The sequence below is a fragment of the Ruegeria atlantica genome (assembly GCF_013032505.1).
Taxonomy (GTDB): Bacteria; Pseudomonadota; Alphaproteobacteria; order Rhodobacterales; family Rhodobacteraceae; genus Ruegeria; species Ruegeria atlantica_F.
This window is the reverse complement of sequence record NZ_WQCG01000001.1, coordinates 112,922-131,040: the sequence shown is the minus strand read 5'-3', so window position 1 is coordinate 131,040 and position 18,119 is coordinate 112,922. Positions and strand designations below refer to the sequence as shown.

At 57.3% G+C, this 18,119-nt stretch carries 15 protein-coding genes; 5 read left to right on the top strand and 10 right to left on the bottom strand.

All coding sequences use genetic code 11. The features are described 5' to 3' along the window. Positions 1-3: 3 nt before the first annotated feature. From GOW92_RS00640 to zwf, 4 genes are all read right to left on the bottom strand, one after another. Positions 4-1,623: a long-chain-fatty-acid--CoA ligase gene (locus GOW92_RS00640; protein ID WP_170557096.1), complete on the bottom strand. Its 1,620-nt coding sequence runs from the start codon at positions 1,621-1,623 to the stop codon at positions 4-6. 186 nt (positions 1,624-1,809) lie between these two features. Beyond that, positions 1,810-3,420 (bottom strand): glucose-6-phosphate isomerase, encoded by a 1,611-nt coding sequence (pgi, locus tag GOW92_RS00635; protein ID WP_170557094.1) that lies wholly within the window; start codon positions 3,418-3,420, stop codon positions 1,810-1,812. A 5-nt stretch (positions 3,421-3,425) separates the two neighbouring features. Next, positions 3,426-4,097, bottom strand: coding sequence for a 6-phosphogluconolactonase (pgl, locus tag GOW92_RS00630; RefSeq protein ID WP_170557092.1), 672 nt, complete (start codon positions 4,095-4,097; stop codon positions 3,426-3,428). Then, positions 4,094-5,548, bottom strand: a complete 1,455-nt coding sequence (gene zwf, locus GOW92_RS00625; protein ID WP_170557091.1) for a glucose-6-phosphate dehydrogenase — start codon at positions 5,546-5,548, stop codon at positions 4,094-4,096. Before zwf ends, pgl begins: the two co-directional genes overlap by 4 nt. A gap of 161 nt (positions 5,549-5,709) precedes the next feature. Between zwf and GOW92_RS00620 the strand changes: the two genes are divergently transcribed. Then, entirely contained in the window at positions 5,710-6,663 is a 954-nt protein-coding gene (locus GOW92_RS00620; RefSeq protein ID WP_170557089.1) for a radical SAM protein, read from the top strand. On the opposite strand, the gene GOW92_RS00615 is transcribed toward GOW92_RS00620, so the two are convergent. Both GOW92_RS00615 and GOW92_RS00610 read right to left on the bottom strand, forming a co-directional pair. Continuing rightward, complete coding sequence (locus GOW92_RS00615; RefSeq protein WP_170557087.1) at positions 6,664-7,359, bottom strand: hypothetical protein; 696 nt, start codon at positions 7,357-7,359, stop codon at positions 6,664-6,666. It lies immediately after the preceding gene. Positions 7,360-7,448: 89 nt separating this feature from the next. After that, positions 7,449-7,718 (bottom strand): usg protein, encoded by a 270-nt coding sequence (locus GOW92_RS00610; protein ID WP_170557085.1) that lies wholly within the window; start codon positions 7,716-7,718, stop codon positions 7,449-7,451. Between the two features lie 193 nt (positions 7,719-7,911). Here GOW92_RS00610 and gyrA point away from each other — a divergent pair, with 193 nt between their 5' ends. Continuing rightward, positions 7,912-10,641: a DNA gyrase subunit A gene (gyrA, locus tag GOW92_RS00605; protein WP_170557083.1), complete on the top strand. Its 2,730-nt coding sequence runs from the start codon at positions 7,912-7,914 to the stop codon at positions 10,639-10,641. A 55-nt stretch (positions 10,642-10,696) separates the two neighbouring features. Here the strand turns inward: gyrA and GOW92_RS00600 are convergent, their stop codons facing one another. The 4 genes from GOW92_RS00600 to GOW92_RS00585 all read right to left on the bottom strand — a co-directional run bounded on the left by GOW92_RS00600 (position 10,697) and on the right by GOW92_RS00585 (position 15,469). Continuing rightward, positions 10,697-11,572, bottom strand: coding sequence for a DsbA family protein (locus tag GOW92_RS00600; RefSeq protein WP_170557081.1), 876 nt, complete (start codon positions 11,570-11,572; stop codon positions 10,697-10,699). A 470-nt stretch (positions 11,573-12,042) separates the two neighbouring features. Continuing rightward, complete coding sequence (locus tag GOW92_RS00595; RefSeq protein WP_170557078.1) at positions 12,043-13,512, bottom strand: carboxypeptidase M32; 1,470 nt, start codon at positions 13,510-13,512, stop codon at positions 12,043-12,045. 5 nt (positions 13,513-13,517) lie between these two features. Continuing rightward, positions 13,518-14,663 (bottom strand): heme A synthase, encoded by a 1,146-nt coding sequence (gene ctaA, locus GOW92_RS00590; protein ID WP_170557076.1) that lies wholly within the window; start codon positions 14,661-14,663, stop codon positions 13,518-13,520. Between the two features lie 62 nt (positions 14,664-14,725). Beyond that, on the bottom strand, positions 14,726-15,469 hold the full coding sequence (locus GOW92_RS00585) for an RNA methyltransferase (RefSeq protein ID WP_170557074.1): 744 nt from the start codon (positions 15,467-15,469) through the stop codon (positions 14,726-14,728). Positions 15,470-15,622: 153 nt separating this feature from the next. Between GOW92_RS00585 and GOW92_RS00580 the strand changes: the two genes are divergently transcribed. The 3 genes from GOW92_RS00580 to GOW92_RS00570 are packed head-to-tail and all read left to right on the top strand — an operon-like array spanning position 15,623 to position 18,102. Continuing rightward, positions 15,623-16,243 (top strand): thiamine phosphate synthase, encoded by a 621-nt coding sequence (locus GOW92_RS00580; RefSeq protein WP_170557072.1) that lies wholly within the window; start codon positions 15,623-15,625, stop codon positions 16,241-16,243. A gap of 54 nt (positions 16,244-16,297) precedes the next feature. Then, on the top strand, positions 16,298-17,191 hold the full coding sequence (locus GOW92_RS00575; protein ID WP_170557070.1) for a PfkB family carbohydrate kinase: 894 nt from the start codon (positions 16,298-16,300) through the stop codon (positions 17,189-17,191). Next, positions 17,188-18,102, top strand: a complete 915-nt coding sequence (locus GOW92_RS00570) for a pseudouridine-5'-phosphate glycosidase (RefSeq protein WP_170557068.1) — start codon at positions 17,188-17,190, stop codon at positions 18,100-18,102. Before GOW92_RS00575 ends, GOW92_RS00570 begins: the two co-directional genes overlap by 4 nt. Positions 18,103-18,119: the final 17 nt, after the last annotated feature.

The following is an 18,119-nucleotide window of genomic DNA, read 5'->3' as shown; positions in this document are numbered from 1 at the left end:
CGCTTAGCCCGTTAAGGCATCCTCAAAGTCCGCACGTAGATTGCGCTTTAGGACCTTGCCGGTCGCGTTTAATGGAAGCGCGTCCACAAATACAACCTTATCGGGCACCTGCCATTTGGCGATCTTGCCGTCAAAGAAGGCCAGCAACTCTTCTTCGGTGGGGTCGGAACCTTCGGCTTTAACGGCCACCAACAAGGGGCGTTCGTCCCATTTGGGATGAGGCACACCAACAACGGCTGCCGTGGCAAGCTGCGGGTGGGCGACGGCAATGTTTTCAAGCTCGACGGAGCTGATCCATTCCCCCCCGGACTTGATGATGTCCTTGGACCGGTCGCGGATTGTCATGTATCCGTCCGGGTCCAAAGTTGCGACATCTCCGGTCGCGAACCAGCCGTCCTGCAGCAGGTCTTCATCCTGCATCTGAAAATAGCTGTCCAACACCCAATGCCCACGCACAAGCAGATCGCCTTGCGTGACGCCGTCATGAGGCAGATCCTTTCCGTCATCATCAACGATCTTCAACTCGACGCCATAAGGCGGTCTGCCCTGGCTTTCGCGCAGTTTGTGTTGTTCTTCAAGCGGCAGCTCAAAATGCTTGGCCAACGGGTTATTCGTCGTACCCAACGGACTCATCTCGCTCATACCCCACGCGTGAACCGTATCAACGCCATAAGCCTCGCGGAAGGTCTCAATCATCGAGGGCGGACACGCAGCACCACCAATCACGGTGCGGTTCAAGCTGGCCAGTTTGCTACCTGATTTTTCGGCATGCGCCAGCAAGCCCTGCCAGATTGTCGGGACGCCCATTGCAAGCGTCACGCCGTAAGCGTCAACCAATTTCACCAGTGCTTCGCCATGCAGACCGGGCCCCGGCAGCACCATGCGTGAACCGGACATTGCACAGGCATAGGGCGACCCCCAGGCGTTAACGTGGAACATCGGTACCACTGGCATTACGACATCCATGGCCGAAAAGCCGATGACATCACGCGTATTCGATCCAAAACTGTGCAGAACAGTCGAGCGGTGTGAGTACAGCACACCCTTGGGATTGCCCGTCGTTCCGGAAGTATAGCAGAGGCTGGATGCCGTGTTTTCATCGAAGCTGGGCCAACGAAAATCGTCGTCGCCTGTTTCGATTAGTTCATCATAGAATTCCACTCCGGGGATTTGAGCAATGGCATCCTCATTTCGTGGCCCCATCAAAACGAAATGGCTGACTTCGGACAGGTGTTCGTGCAGCGCGGCAACCAAAGGAATGAAGGTCGCGTCAAAGAACAGAACCCGGTCTTTTGCGTGGTTGATGATGTAAGTCAGTTGTTCAGGGAACAGCCGGGGGTTCACCGTGTGGCACACATACCCCGCACCGGAAGTCGCATAGTAAATCTCCAGGTGTCGCCGGTTATTCCAGGCCAACGTGCCGATGCGGTCCTGGGGTCCCAGTCCCAGCTTGGACAGCGCCGAAGCCAGCTTACGCGCATTTTGTGCCACTTGTGCCCAATTGGTTTCTGTGACCGACCCATCCGTTTCGACCGAGTAGATCTCGGTCTGTCCGTGATAGCGTTCGGCGTGATCAATCAGCGACGAAATCAGCAAAGGCTGCGTCATCATCTGTCCCAGCATGGACATCCTCCCATTGTCAGCACCGCTCTGTTGAGCAGTGCCGTCTGCTTGCCCGAAGCCTCTTATCCGCGTGTGCAAAGCTGAGTGTTCAGGGCGTTCCCTAAGAACTGACCCTGCCAATCATTTAATTGTCTGACAATAAAAGAATGCAGCCTGCCTCTACGGCAGGCTGCCAAAACCACGTTATTAGTCGCGGTGGCGCATTGTATAGGCAACCAGAGCAGCAGTTGAGCCGTCCTTGCCGGATGCGCTTTCTTCACCATCAACGATCGGCCCGAGAGATGTCGCAAGTTCCTTGCCCAACTCAACGCCCCACTGGTCGAACGAGTTGATGCCCAATAGCACGCCCTCGACAAACACACGATGTTCGTACAGCGCGATGATCTGGCCCAGAACAAACGGAGTGAGCTTTGGGTACAACAACGTTGTCGAAGGACGGTTGCCTGGAAAAACGCGGTGACGGGCTTGCCGTTCCAGCTCCGTCCCTTCCAGCCCCTTCTCCGCCATTCGTTGCCGTGCTTCACCAAGCGACCGTCCGCGCATCAGCGCCTCGGACTGTGCAAGGCAATTGGCCAGCAACAGGCGGTGATGGTGGGTTAGTTCAGGTTCATGCCCTTCGGCCGCGACCATGAATTCACACGGAATCACGTCGGTGCCCTGATGGATCAATTGATAGAACGCATGTTGCCCGTTGGTTCCCGGCTCTCCCCAAACCACGGGACCCGAAGGCACGGTCAGAGTGCTGCCGTCCATGGCAACAGACTTGCCGTTCGATTCCATCTCAAGCTGTTGAAAATACGCTGGAAGACGCAGCAATCTTTGATCGTATGGCAGCACGGCCCGGCTGGCATGACCCTGAACCTGACGATGCCAAATGCCGACCAAAGCCAGCATGACCGGCATGTTTTCTATCCAGTCGGCGGCGCGGAAGTGGACGTCCATCGCCTCTCCACCACGCAGGAACGCGTCAAAGGCGTTCGACCCTACGGCGATCATTACCGGCAGGCCCACCGGGCCCCAGACCGAATAGCGTCCGCCGACCCAATCGGCAAAACCGAACACGCGCTCTTTGGGAATGCCAAAGGCTTGGGTCTTGTCCAGCGCACTGGACACAGCCGCAAACTGTCTGGCCGGGTCGCCGCCGCCATCTTCCATCCACGCCCGTGCCGTTCGGGCGTTGGTCATCGTTTCGATTGTCGTGAAGGTCTTGGAGGCGACGATTACCAAAGTCCGCGTCGGATCAAGCTGGCGAAGCGTATCGGCGATATGTGCGCCGTCCACATTCGAGACATAGTGAAGTCTTGGTCCATCATGATACGGGGACAGCGCATGCGTCGCCATAACAGGGCCCAAGTCCGAACCACCGATGCCGATATTGACCACATCGGTAAAGCCGCCCCCTGCCCCAGTGACCGCCCCGCCGCGGACCTCTTCTGCGAAGACACGCATCCGTTGCAGAGTGTCCAGAACATCGGGCATGACGTCCAGACCATCGACCTCAACCGGGCCGCCATCCAGATTACGCAGCGCTGTGTGCAGAACTGCACGGCCTTCGGTTTCGTTGATCTTTTCACCATCGAACATCGCCGCGCGGCGCGAAGCCAGGCCAGCCTCATCACACAACGCGATCAAGGCCTTTCGGACGTCCTCTGTGATCTGGGTTTTGGAATAATCAAACAGCAGATCTCCAGTGGACGCGGAAAAACTCTGAGCCCGGTTCGGATCGCTTTCAAACAGCCCGAGGATGGCCTCGTCCTGCACTTCGGATGCTAAATTCTTGAGCGGGTCCAAATGCATCTGTGTCACTCCGCCCAATGAACCGTCATGCCGGTCAGCGCGGCAGCGATCGGGGCCTCTTCCGGAGGCAGAGACATGGCCTTATCCAACGCATCGCGCTTGGTGGCGCCAAAGATAATCAGGTGTTTGGATAGCGCTCCATCCAACACGGGGCCAGTCAGCGTGATCCGCGCCTCTGGCTGGGTTTCGGGACGGGCGACTGCAAGCGGTGAAGCGTGACTATCCAGCGCGTCTTCAAGCCCCTCCATCCCCGGAAACAGAGAAGCTGTGTGCATATCCTCACCCATTCCAAGAACCAGAACCGAAAGCGGCAAGACTGGTGTAATCAAGGATTCGATTTCCGGCAGGACATCGTCCGGTTCTTTACCTTCAACATACAGCGGCACGTATTGAGCAGCCGAAGCACGGTTTGTCAGCAAGCGCTGCCGGATCAGCCGTTCGTTCGAACGGTCGCTATCACCCGGAACACAGCGTTCGTCCGTGGGCAACACCCGCACACGGTCCCATTCCAGATCAGCCGCGCACAGGCCATCGAATACTGGCCCGGGGGTCGTGCCGCCCGGCACGGCCAACGAAACCATGTCGTGGTGCAGCAAGGCAGCCTCCAACTCTCCGGCCAAGGCGTTTGCCACGTCAATCGCCAGCATGTCGCGATCGGCATATTCCTGAATCTTCATGGGTTTATTCCTTGCCAACGGCGACCGTCTCGTTTCATCAACAGCTCGGCGTCGCCCGGACCTGTGCTGCCGCTTTCGTATGGTTTTGGTACGTCACCGCGCGCGTGCCAGCCGGCAATGATCGGGTCGGTCCAGGCCCACGCGGCCTCGACCTCATCCCCACGCATGAACAGGGTCTGGTTGCCACGGATCACATCCATCACTAGCCGTTCATATGCATCCGGCGGGTCCTGGTTTTCAGGCCCCAGCGCCTCGGCAAAACTCATGTCCAAGGGTACATCGACCAGGCGCATGCCACCCGGACCTGGCTCCTTGATCGTCACTTTCAGCGTTATGCCTTCGTTCGGCTGCAGCCGGATCGACAGGACATTCGCGTGTCGTCCTGCCTCTTCGCCGAAAATTGAATGCGGCGCGTCTTTGAACATCACATTGATCACCGAAGACCGCGCAACCAGACGTTTGCCCGTGCGCAGATAGAACGGGGTACCCGCCCAACGCCAATTGCTGATATGCGCCCTCAGCGCCACATAGCTTTCGGTGGTCGAACGTGGGTTGCCCACAATTTCGCGGTATCCTTTTTGGCCGCCGCGGCCATCGAACTGTCCACGCACGATGTGGTGCGGTTCAACTTGATCAAGGGCACGAATAACCTTGAGCTTTTCGTCCCTCACGGCATCCGGATCAAACTTTGCAGGAGGCTCCATCGCGATCAGGCACAGCAACTGCATCAGGTGATTCTGCATCATGTCGCGCATGGCACCTGCGCGCTCATAATACTCCTCCCGCCCGGCGATACCCACGGATTCGGCCACTGTGATCTGAATGTGATCAACATACTGGCTGTTCCACAGAGGTTCGAACAGCATGTTACCGAACCGAACCGCCATCAGGTTCTGGACGGTTTCCTTACCCAGATAGTGGTCAATCCGGTAAATCTGGCTTTCTCTGAAATGCGCAGCCAGGGTCGCGTTCAATGACTTTGCGCTTTCCAGATCGTGACCAAAGGGCTTTTCAACAACAATCCGCGTATTTTGCGTCGCCAGATCATGTGCCTTGATCCGCTCGGCCAATGGTCCGAACAGGCGTGGGCCGACAGAAAAATAAAACGCTCGCACGCGGTCATGGTTCAGTTTGTCGGCAAGCTGTTCCCAGCCCTCATTGGAATACCCGTCGAGGGTCACATAGTCGACGCGTTCCAGAAACGCGCGCAAAGCAGCTTCGTCATGGCAATGCGCAGCGGCATGGGCACGCAGCGATTCGGCGACCAGTGCCTGAAACCCGACACGGTCGTGGACCGTGCGCGCCGCGCCTATGATTTGCACACCTTCAGCCCATTGCCCCGAACAAAAGCGTCGGAACAGAGCTGGTAGAATCTTTCGTTGCGCCAAGTCACCGGTCCCGCCAAAAATGACGAGATCGAATGGATCAACAGGTATGACGCGAGAAACCATGGTTTTTCCTTATCTTGCCCCGCCGGGCATGTCCAATGTTAGCGCAATCGGTCAGCGTAAATCCCCCATCATCAAAACTCTGTCAGGTGGCATTTGCCTGACTTAACTAATCCGAGTCGACCGGCTACATCATTAGTAGCTTCAAAGAACCGGATACCGGAATGAAAGACAACGCGCCTCAGACCGCCAATATCGGCAAGTTTCAGAACAAATTGGTGACAGCAGATGGACAAACCCGCGCGTCAGTAGCGCTGAAAAACCCCGAGACGTTGTGGTTCAATACCGGCACCCTTTGCAACATCGAATGCGTCAATTGCTATATTGCGAGCAGTCCATCTAATGACGCGCTGGTCTATATCACCACCGAAGAGGTGCGCGATTATTTGGACCAGATCGAAGACCGCGGCTGGCCGGTGCGCGAGATTGGGTTCACAGGCGGCGAACCCTTTATGAACCCCGAAGTGATCGACATGACTCGCGTTGCGTTGGAACGCGGGTATGAGGTTTTGATCCTGACGAATGCAATGCTGCCTATGATGCGCCGCAAGATGCGCGATGGGCTGCTGGATCTGAATCGCGACTATGGGGCCAAGCTGACCCTGCGGATTTCAGTCGACCACTTTCGCCCCGAACTGCATGACGAAGAGCGTGGCAAAGGCAGCTTTGACAAGACCCTCACGGGGATGGAGTGGCTTCGCGACAATGGATTCAATATCGCAATCGCAGGCCGCACTGTTTGGGGCGACAGCGACGCCGACAGCCGCGCCGGTTATGAAACGTTCTTCAAACAGCATAACTTCGACATCAATGCGCATAATCCGGGTCAGACCGTTCTGTTCCCCGAGATGGACGAAACCGTCGAAGTTCCTGAAATCACGACAGCTTGCTGGGGCATTCTCAACAAAACGCCTGAGGCAGTGATGTGCTCGAATGCGCGAATGGTAGTCAAACGTAAGGGCGCGGATCGCCCTGCTGTTCTGGCCTGTACACTGTTGCCCTATGAACCGGAGTTTGAAATGGGCACGACACTGGCCGAAGCCGAGGCTGACGTGCACCTCAACCACCCGCATTGCGCAAAGTTCTGTGTTTTGGGCGGCGCCAGCTGCTCGGGCTGATCAGTTCAGCTCGGGTGACTTCCAGTACTTCGTGCCTGATGCCCCAGCCGAGACGCGCCAACCTTTTTTGCTAAGCACGAAAAACGACCGCCCATCTGTGAACCTGAGCGTTTCATCCGTGCGCTCTTCACCATACATGGCACCGGATTCCGCTGTGGCGTCATATCCGTGGGCAATGAAACTTTCCAAATCTGACTGCGTTTCAAACAGGATCACAAATTTGGTCTCGAACCCGCCGATACCGATGGCAGCGCCCACGCCGCCGGTTCCCATGTTCATGTAGACGTGCTGACCGGTTTCCTTGTCCACGGCAACACCGCGACCGTATCCGGCGGAAACAGGGAAAACTGAAACTTTGCGGGAATCGAAAACTGCGTAGCCCGCACTGACATCATAAAGCGCCTGAGCTTCAGGATTTTCCGCAAGCAACTGCGCCAATACGTCCGAGGCCATGATATCCAGCTTGGCACGGGTCTCTTCCGGCGTCGCCTCATTGGATAACAGATCAGAGGTGGACGTGATGGTTTCATCGACCGCGTTCGCCCCTTTTTGGATTGTCTGCCCAACTGTTTCTGCCCCGCGCCCGACGGCATCCGCCGTGTTTTCAGCGCCTTTCTTGATTTTATCAAGAACGCCCTCGGCCGAAACGGGCCCGCTAAGGCAAATAGCTGCTACAAACAATAAAACTCTGGGCATTCTGTGTTCCCGCTTGTGACCAATCTTGGTCGCAACGATACCGAATGCGTCGGAAATGTATATGGGTTTGGGTCCGATGCCCCGGGGCGTCAATTCACCCGAAATTCGCCCACTACGTTGCGCCATTCCCCAGGCGCGACCATCTTGCGATGCGTGAACCGCACCGAATGCAGCGGTCCTTCGATCTCGCGCTTCCAGAATTCAATAAAATCGAATAGCTTGGGATGATCTGGCGCAAGGTCGTAATCCTGCCAGATGAATGTATTGAGCACGTGAATATAATCGGGCATGTGGTAAAAAAATTCGGCCGTCGTCAGCCCATACCCCTTGAGCATCAGTTCTGTTTCGCTTTGCTCCATGCGGACCTCCAAAATTGTTACAAGGTCTCTTCAGCATAACACGAAAACCACCTAACCCTTGGTTAACAATATGTTACCCCGATGTTACGCGTGTTTTTTGCACAGATTGCGCTGCTTGCTTGCACCTTATGTGCCGGGTCTGATAAGGTACATCCACAAGATATAGACCCAGCACAATAAACGGGCAGTTTACGTGAGCGATACGCCAGAAATTCCTGAAAACATGGATGAAACCCCGCCCGAGCGCCCTGTTTATGACGGCCCGACGGTGTCAATCGAATCCGAGATGCGCACGTCCTATTTGGACTATGCCATGTCGGTCATCGTATCCCGCGCGATCCCTGATCTGCGCGACGGCTTGAAACCGGTTCACCGGCGCATCCTTTATGCGATGCACGAGACGGGAAATACCCACGACAAGGCGTACCGCAAATCGGCCCGCCCGGTCGGTGATGTGATGGGTAAATACCACCCGCATGGTGACAGCGCGATCTATGATGCGCTGGTGCGGATGGCGCAGGATTTCTCGATGTCGCTGCCTTTGTTGGATGGTCAGGGCAACTTTGGTTCGATGGACGGGGATAATCCTGCAGCCATGCGATATACCGAAGTACGTATGGACAAACCCGCCGCGTCCCTGCTGGCCGACATCGAAAAAGAGACTGTCGATTTTCAGGACAACTACGACGGCAAAGACCGCGAACCAACGGTTCTACCCGCCCGTTTCCCGAACATGCTAGTCAATGGTGCTGGTGGTATCGCCGTCGGTATGGCAACGAACATCCCCCCGCACAACCTTGGCGAAGTTGTTGATGCGACGCTTGCACTCATCGACGATCCGGATCTGACGTCAGAGCAGCTAATCGAATACGTCCCCGGCCCTGACTTTCCGACAGGAGGCGTGATGCTGGGCCGGTCTGGCGCGCGCAAGGCGTATCTGGAAGGCCGTGGCAGCGTCATCATCCGCGCCAAAACCCGCGTCGAAGAGATCCGCAGGGACCGTTATGCCATTGTTGTGGACGAAATTCCCTATCAGGTTAACAAGGCCTCGATGATTGAAAAGATCGCCGAAGCCGTGCGCGAGAAGCGCATCGAAGGCGTTGCCCACGTTCAGGACGAATCCGACCGTAACGGTGTACGCGTCGTAGTCGAGCTGAAACGCGATGCGACCCCCGAGGTGGTGTTGAACCAACTTTATCGTTTCTCGCCAATGCAGACCTCCTTTGGTTGCAACATGCTGGCCCTGAACGGTGGCCGCCCCGAACAGTTGACTCTGCGCCGGTTCCTGACCTCTTTCATCGACTTCCGCGAAGACGTCGTTGCCCGCCGCACCGCTTATGATTTGCGCAAAGCCCGCGAACGCAGCCACATTCTGTGTGGCCTGGCCGTGGCTGTATCGAACGTGGACGAAGTGGTCGCTACCATCCGTTCATCGGCAGACGCTGCGCAAGCGCGTGAAAAGCTGATGACGCGCCGTTGGCCCGCAGCCGAGATTGAAGGTTATCTGCGCCTGATCGACGACCCTCTGTCCAAGATGAACGACGACGGCACGTATAACCTGACCGAAATTCAAGCCCGCGCCATCCTCGACCTGCGCCTGCAGAGGCTTACCCAGATCGGTGTCAAAGAGGTCACGGACGAGCTGGAAGAATTGGCAGGTAAGATCAAGGAATACCTGGATATTCTGTCCTCACGTGAGCGCATCATGTCGATCATCGGCGATGAGTTGCGCGATGTGCGCGAGCAGTTCGCAGTGCCCCGCCGCACCGAAATCGTCGACTGGTCTGGCGACATGGAAGACGAGGACCTGATCGAACGTGAAGACATGGTCGTCACCGTGACTTCAGGCGGTTACATCAAGCGTACTCCGCTGGCCGATTTCCGTGCTCAGAAACGTGGCGGCAAGGGCCTGTCAGGAATGCAAACCAAAGAAGAGGATGTTGTTACCAACCTCTTCGTCGCCAACACCCATACGCAACTGCTGTTCTTCACCACCGAAGGCATGGTCTACAAGCTCAAGACCTGGCGTCTGCCGCAGTCCAGCCGGACTGGCAAAGGCAAGGCGATCGTAAACATCCTGCCGATCCCAACTGGCGTTTCCATCGCGGCGATCATGCCCGTGGACGTGCCGGATGAAGAGTGGGAAAACCTGCAGATCGTCTTTGCCACCAGTGCCGGGGATGTGCGGCGTAACCGCTTGTCGGACTTCACCAATGTCCGCCGCAACGGCAAGATCGCGATGAAGCTGCCCGAGGATGTTGAGCTGGTGAATGCCCGCATTTGCTCGGAAGACGAGGATGTGATGCTGGTCACGAATTCGGGCCGCGCAATCCGGTTCCGCACCACTGATGTCCGCGTCTTTAACTCACGCGAATCCACCGGTGTGCGCGGTATAAGGTTGTCTAATGGCGACCGTGTTGTGTCGATGTCGGTGATCCGTCATTTTGAGGCCACTTCGGACGAGCGCGCCGCCTATCTGAAAATGCGCCGTCTGATGGCCGGCGTCACGGATGATACCGGCAGCGACGAAGACGAAGGCAATGCTGATAGCGTACTTCCACAAGAGCGCTATGCCGAGATGTCGGCGGCCGAGAACTTGATCCTGACGATCACAGCTGGCGGCGCGGGTAAGTTGAGTTCCAGCCATGACTACCCTGTGCGAGGACGCGGCGGTATGGGCGTGGCCGCGATGGACAAGGCAATGCGAGGCGGTGAACTTGTGGCGTCCTTCCCAGTTGATATCGAAGATCAGATCATGCTGGCGACGTCCAAGGGCCAGTCGATCCGTGTCCCGGTCGAAGGGATCTCCTTCCGGTCGCGATCGGCAGGCGGTGTGAAGGTCTTCAACACCGGAAAAGGTGAAGTGGTCGTAAGTGTTGCCTGGATCGCTGATCAAGCTGACGACGACGACGAAGAAGCGTAAATCGCTGATATATAAACTCTTTGAACGCCACACCATTTTGGTGTGGCGTTTTCTTTTAGATCAACAAATCTTCAACGGCCCAAAGACGATCCTGTCCCCAGACACTTTGCCCAGCGACCCGGAAGCTTGGAACACCCCACAACCCAATCTCTTGCAGACGGTCCTGATTGATCTTTACCCGATCTCGCCAACGATCAGAACTCAGGTGCTGCTTCGCATTCTGCCAATCCAAACCGGCGTTTTCGACAATTGTCTGTAGCCCCCTGTCAGTTGCAGCATTCACCCCCTCAGACCAAACAGCGCGTAAAAAGCCTGAACAGAACTCAGGTAACCTGTTTTGTGCCTCGGCATGCTCCAATAAGGCATAGCCACGTTCGACCCCTTTTCCCAATGGATCGCAGATACGTCCAAATGGGATTCCCAATCGCCGCGCCTCGCGCGCGCAATCATGCAGAATGTAGGAAGACTTGGACCGAGGAACCGGCAAGCCGCGCATCAACATCGGGAGCACCGAGCGCAAAACCAGCCGCGCATCATAGTGGCGTGCCAATTCAACAGATCGGTCAAACGCCAGATATGAATAGGGGCTGCGAAATGAAAAGAAGAATTCGATTTTCTGATCTTGAGATTTCTCTTGCTCTATCTGAACCGAAGGCATTGAAACCAACGGTGGCGAACTGGCACCCAATCCGGCAAGCTGCAGCCGGTTTTCAAGATAGTGAAGACGATCAATCCCCCAATACCATTCACCTTCGTAATAAAAAGTTCCGCCCATATAGTGACCAAGCTCTGAGAGCTTTTGATCGCCATCCTTCATCAGCGCAGCGGGATTGGGATGATCCGAAGATGGCAAGCCCCCGTTGGGCCACAGCCTCGTGCTGATACCTTGGACATTCTCAACAAAATCTCCAATCCTCAGATCGGCTGCCATTAAATTCTCTGAGGCAGCAATCGCACCCTTGGGCAAAACAGTACACTCCGGCGCGTTGAGGCCAAGCTTTCGAGCCAGCCGTGCCGCATCTTTGATTGAGTTTTGCTGATGTGCTGCTGGATCTGGCACAGCTTCTGCCGGAGGACCTGAAATAAGATGCGGGCAAAGCTCGACATCATACTTGTCTCGAAACCGACGCAAGACCTGTGCGGTGAGGTGACAATAAGGGTCAGAGGCATCATGAAAATAATGGACAACACGCGGGCGGTTCAGGGCCTGGTGTTTTAAGTCCCGCGCGCGCCTGCGCGCCGTCAACAGCGTGTTGCTAGTTAGAATGGATGCCAAATGTGGTTTGACATGCGTTGCAAAGAACAAGGTGGTTCCTTTGGTAAAACCGTTCGAACCACCCTACCTGCATTCAGGTCAAAACCAATGTGCAACACGGTAACTTGACGAAACGTTTCCTGACCTCAGAGGTCGAATAGCGCGCCAAACTTTTGTTCCAAGTAGCCAAGTAACGGATCTGGCCCGGGCTCGATCCCACTTGCGCGCTGAATTGTCTCGCGCGGCGTATAGAACCCACCATGTTGCTGCACGTTTTCGCGCAACCACGTGGTCGCACCAGAGGTGTCCCCGTTGGCCAACTGTGTATCCAGATCTGGCACCGCCGTCCGCAGTGCCTGATATAGGCATCCGGCATAGACATTACCCAATGAATAGGTCGGGAAATAGCCGAACAAACCCACCGACCAGTGCACATCCTGGAGACACCCGTTTGACGGTTTGTCGACGGCATAACCGAAATCTGCCTTGAAACGGTCATTCCAGGCAGTTTCAAGATCGCCGACCTGCAGGTCCCCGGCCATTAGGGCACGTTCAAGATCAAAACGCAGCATGATGTGCAGGTTGTATTGAACCTCATCCGCCTCGGTGCGGATATAGCCGTTGTGGACACCGTTGACCGTCGCATAGAACGCGTCTTCATCCGCAATTCCGAAATCGCCGAACGCGTCTTTCATCTGACCAAACAACCAACCGGTGAAGGATCGTGAGCGGCCCAGTTGGTTTTCGTAAATGCGGCTTTGGCTTTCATGCACACCCATCGACACGCCGCGCCCGAGAGGCGACAATGCATAGGCCGGATCGATCCCTTGTTCGTAGGCGGCATGGCCAACTTCGTGAATCGTTGAATAGAAACAGTTGAAAGGATCGATTTCAGTGGTCCGGGTGGTGATCCTGACATCCTGCCCACTGCCCGAACTGAACGGGTGAACGGCCTTGTCGATGCGACCTGTGTTCAGATCATAGCCAAAGGTAACTGCCAGCTTTTGCGAAAGTCCCATCTGGACCAGTTCGTCGAAACGTCCCGTCAATTCAGCTGATGCTGGTTTGTCCAGAACAGCGGCTCGCAATGCCACCAAACGCGGGCGCATATGGTCAAAGATCTCGGCGATCTGCGATCCGGTCGTGTAAGGCTCATAGTCCTCGACCATCGCGTCATAAATATCGCCACCCTGCGCCAGCGCGGCACCCTCTTCGCGTTTCAGTGCGACGACCTCACTGAGTGCTGGCAGGAATGCAGCGACATCTTCGTCTGCGCGAGCTTGAGCCCAGGTTCCCTGCGCTGCAGAGGTCACGCGCGCGATGGCCGTTGCCAGATCGGCGGGCACCTTGACCGTCCGTTCGTATGACCGACGAATTTCGCGAAGCTGGGCCTGTCCGACCGCGTCCTGCGGGTCAGCGGCGTCCAACCATTCAGCAACACGCGGGTCGGATCGACGCGCGTGCAAGACAGCCTCAATCGCGGCCATCTCCTCGGCCCGTTGCGGCGCGGCTCCGCGAGGCATCACTGTTTCCTGATCCCAGCCCAAGCGTCCCGCAATTTCGCCCAAAGCCGATGTTTCGCGCTGGAAGGCCATCAAATCGTCATAAGCACTCATGGAAATCAGGCTCCGCGCAGAGAGGTTGCTATTGGGTAAGCGGTCAGGAACCGCGCCCGTAGGATCAAGGTCCATACGACGACGGCCATGAACTGGTGGAAGATGGCGATCTGCCATGGGGCCGCGTAGACCACCGTTGCGATACCAATCACAACCTGCAGCGAAAGTGCTGCGAAGGCTGCATTGAAGGCAAAGCGAGTTTGTGGATGAGCGCTGGTGCTGCCACGCCGCCAGACGACGATGCCGAAGATGAACAGCAGATAGCCAGCGCAACGGTGGATGAATTGAACCAGGCCAGGGCTTTCGAAAAAGTTGCGCCACATTGGTTCGAGCATCGTCATATCAGGCGGCAACAACTGCCCACCGATCAGCGGCCAGTCGGTGTAAGACCGTCCGGCGTCGATCCCGGCGACAAGCGCGCCAATGAGTATTTGCAAAAAGGCGAAATGCATCAGACCAGTGGACAACGAGAATAGACGCGCCTCTTTCGCGCGACGTGCCTGCATCAGGTCACGCTCCTCGCGGCCCAGTTCAAAGATGTACCAGGCAAGGAAGCCGAGAATTACAAAGGCCAACCCCAGATGGATGGCAAGGCGATAGCTGGCGACAGCGATCATCCCTTCGCCCTGCGTTACGCCTGAGGCGACCATCCACCAGCCAACAGCACCTTGAACACCGCCCAAAAAGCCCGGAATCAGCAGTTTACCTGTCCACCCGGTCGGAATTTTTCGCGCAATAAGAAAGCCAAAGAAACCAAGCGCCCAGACCAGTCCGATCACGCGGCCCAACTGACGGTGGCCCCATTCCCACCAGTAGATGAATTTAAAATCACCCAGCTCCATCCATTGGTTCTGGATGCGCCATTGATCGATCTGCTTGTATTTGTCGAATTCGGCCTGCCAGTCCGCTTCGTTCATGGGCGGTATAGCCCCGGTAATCGGGCGCCATTCGGTGATCGACAACCCGCTGTCGGTCAGGCGTGTCAGCCCACCCACCGCGATCATAATCACCACCAGCGCAAACAGGATCATCAGCCAGATACGAATGGCTTTACGCGCACCGCCGCGGCCACGATCCAGCATACCCGGTTGAACGGCTTGTTGTTTTTCAGTGTCTGAGACGTCTTCGAAGATGCTGCGCTTACCGCTCATGCTGTCCTCTTGTGCCTTGGATTTCGTCGCAAGCTAGGGTGAAGCGGAACATAGGTCCAGCCTCAGCCCTTGTCTTTCCAGCGGACCATCTGCCGCATGACCCCATGCAGCATCTGCACGTCGGCCCGCGTCATGCGCATCCGCGACCAAAGGTTGCGCAGGTTCGTCTTCATACCTTCGGCCTTTTCAGGCGGGTAAAAGAACCCGGCCTCTTCCAGCCGGTCTTCATAGTGTTCGACCAGTTTCTCGACCTCGATGCCTGTGGCCCAGTCGCCCTTGCCCAGATCTGTGGCCTCATGCACCACATCCCCAGTTTGACGCATCCACTCGTAAGCGGTCAGTAGCACACATTGCCCAAGGTTCAGCGAGGCGTATTCCGGATTTACCGGAACCGAGATGATGGCATTGGCCTTGGCGATATCCTCATTCTCAAGACCGGCGCGTTCGGGGCCGAACAGGACTGCTACCTTTTCACCCGCCGCGACTTTTTCCGCCGCGATCTGCATTGCACGTTCAGGGCTGTAGACCGGCTTGGTCAGCCCACGTTGCCGCGCTGTTGTGGCAAAGACATAAGTGCTGTCGGCCAGCGATCCGGCCAGATCGTCGAATAGTTGCGCCTCATCCAGCAGCCGCCCTGCCCCGCTGGACATCGCCACAGCCTTGGGGTTCGGCCACCCGTCCCGCGGCGCAACAATCCGCATCCGGTCCAGCCCGAAATTCCACATCGCCCGCGCGGCGGCGCCGATGTTTTCACCCATCTGCGGGCGTACAAGCACGAATGAGGGTTGGGATTTATCGCTGGGCATGGCTGTCTCCGAAAGTTCTGCCTGCTCTAATCCGCGCGCAAAGGCAGGGCAAGCCGTCCGCGCCGTCATTTGGGCCTGAAATCGGCATAAAAGTTTGCTTCCCCGCCGCAATCCGCTAAACCGCGCAAAAGACTGAAAGCGAAGGACGCGCCAATGGACACCCCCGAGCAGCCACAGATTTACCTGATCACACCTCCGACCATCGAACTAAGCACCTTCACCAACCGTTTGGCCAGCGTGCTGGACGGGGCCGAGATCGCCTGTATCAGACTGGCGCTGGCTGGTGGCGATGAGGACACGATCGCTCGCGCTGCTGATGCATGCCGCGAGGTTGCCCATGCCCGCGACGTGGCGCTGGTAATTTCGAACCACGTCCTGCTGGCACAGCGGTTGGGGCTGGACGGAGTGCATCTGGACGACGCCGCCCGGTCTGTCCGGGCAGCACGCAAAGAATTAGGGGCCGACGCCATTGTTGGCAGCTTTTGCGGGGCGTCCAGCCATGATGGGATGACCGCGGGTGAGGCTGGTGCGGACTACGTGGCATTCGGCCCGGTCGGCACGTCAACACTGGGTGACGGCACCACTGCCGAGAAAGACCTGTTCCAGTGGTGGTCACAGATGATCGAAGTGCCCGTCGTGGCTGAAGGTGGATTGACGCCAGAGCTGATCGGCGATCTGGCGCCACACACCGATTTCTTTGGTATCGGCGAAGAAATCTGGTCGCAGGATGATCCACTGGCGGCGCTGAAGGGTTTGACCGACGCGATGCGCTGAAACCTGTGAGCGTTAACGCTTGCACCTTCGCCGGGGCTGCGGCATGACGACGACATGACTAAGAACAGCGACATCCTTTGTATCGGCTCGGTTCTTTGGGACGTGATTGGCCGGTCCGCCAGCGCCATGCGGCAGGGCTCGGACGTGCCGGGGCGGATCACCCGCCTGCCCGGCGGCGTGGCCATGAACATCGCCATGACGCTTGTGCGCTTTGGCATGACCCCCACTCTGCTGACTGCCATCGGGCGCGATCCTGAGGGTGATGAGCTGGCAAACGCCTGTTCCCGATTGGGCATGGTGACGGATCACATTTACCGTTCGCAGGATTTGCCGACCGACCGGTACATGGCAGTCGAAGGGGCCAACGGCCTGATCGCAGCCATTGCTGATGCGCATTCGCTTGAGGCCGCGGGTGCCAAAATCCTGCGTCCACTGATGCACGGGCCGCTAGGATACGAAAACGAGCCGTTTGAAGGACCTATCGCGCTGGACGGCAATCTGACACTGAACTTGCTTGAGGAAATCGCACAAAGCCCCGCCTTTGCGCGCGCCGATCTGCGTGTGGCACCGGCCTCGCCCGGTAAAGCCGAACGCTTGCTGCCGTTCCTGAAACATGCGCGTGCTACGCTGTATGTGAACCTCGAAGAAGCCGGCATCCTGTGCCAGCGCGAATTCAAGGATTCCGAAAGCGCCGCCAAAGGCTTGCTGGATCGCGGCGCGCTGCGGGTGTTGGTCACCGACGGCGGAAGCTCGGCCACGGTTGGTAATGCGGATGAAATCCTGACCCAAACACCCCCGTCCGTTCTGGTCACGCGCGTGACCGGCGCAGGCGACACATTCATGGCGGCCCACATCGCCTCAGAATCCGGTGGAGCATCCAGCGCCGAGGCTCTGACCCGCGCCCTGAACGCCGCCGCAACTTACGTATCCGGAGAAACCCCACTGTGATCGACATTCAATATTCCGCCGAGGTCCGCGCCGCCAAGGACGCAGGCCAACCCATCGTCGCGCTGGAAAGCACAATCATCACCCACGGGATGCCCTACCCTCAGAACATCGAGGTTGCCGCACAGGTCGAACAGGACATCCGCGACGCCGGCGCGGTTCCGGCCACAATGGCGGTGATCAAAGGCAAATTGCACGTTGGCCTTGAGGCCGATGAACTGAAGTCGCTGGGTCAGGCGCAGGGCGTCGCCAAACTGTCCCGCGCAGATATGGCGGCCTGCATGGCAACTGGCGGCACCGGAGCGACCACTGTCGCGGCAACGATGATCGCCGCGCATTATGCGGGCATCGATGTATTTGCAACCGGTGGCATCGGCGGTGTCCATCAGGGGGCCGAGACGACCTTTGACATCTCTGCCGATCTTCACGAACTGGCCCAATCCCCAGTGACAGTTGTAGCCGCGGGCGCAAAAGCCATTCTTGATCTGGCAAAAACGCTTGAGGTCCTCGAAACACTAGGCGTACCAGTCATCGCCTATGGGCAGGATGAATTCCCGGCCTTTTGGTCCGCCAAATCCCCGTATGCCGCGCCTCTACGCATGGACAGCGCCGAGGATATCGCCACGGCCCACGCCACGCGCCGCGCGCTTGGCCTGCCCGGCGGCCAATTGGTTGCCAATCCGATCCCGGCCGCAGATCAGATACCGGCCGAAGAACTGGCGCCCATTATTGCGTCAGCTCAGGCCGACGCCGACGCGCACCGGATCAGCGGCAAGGGCGTCACACCGTACCTGCTACAGCGGATTTACGAGCAAACCGAAGGACGTTCGCTAACAGCCAATATTGCCCTGGTTCGCAACAACGCGCGCCTGGCGGCTGGTATCGCACGAGCCCTTTCCGCCTGGACCGATTGACGTAAGCCTATTGTACC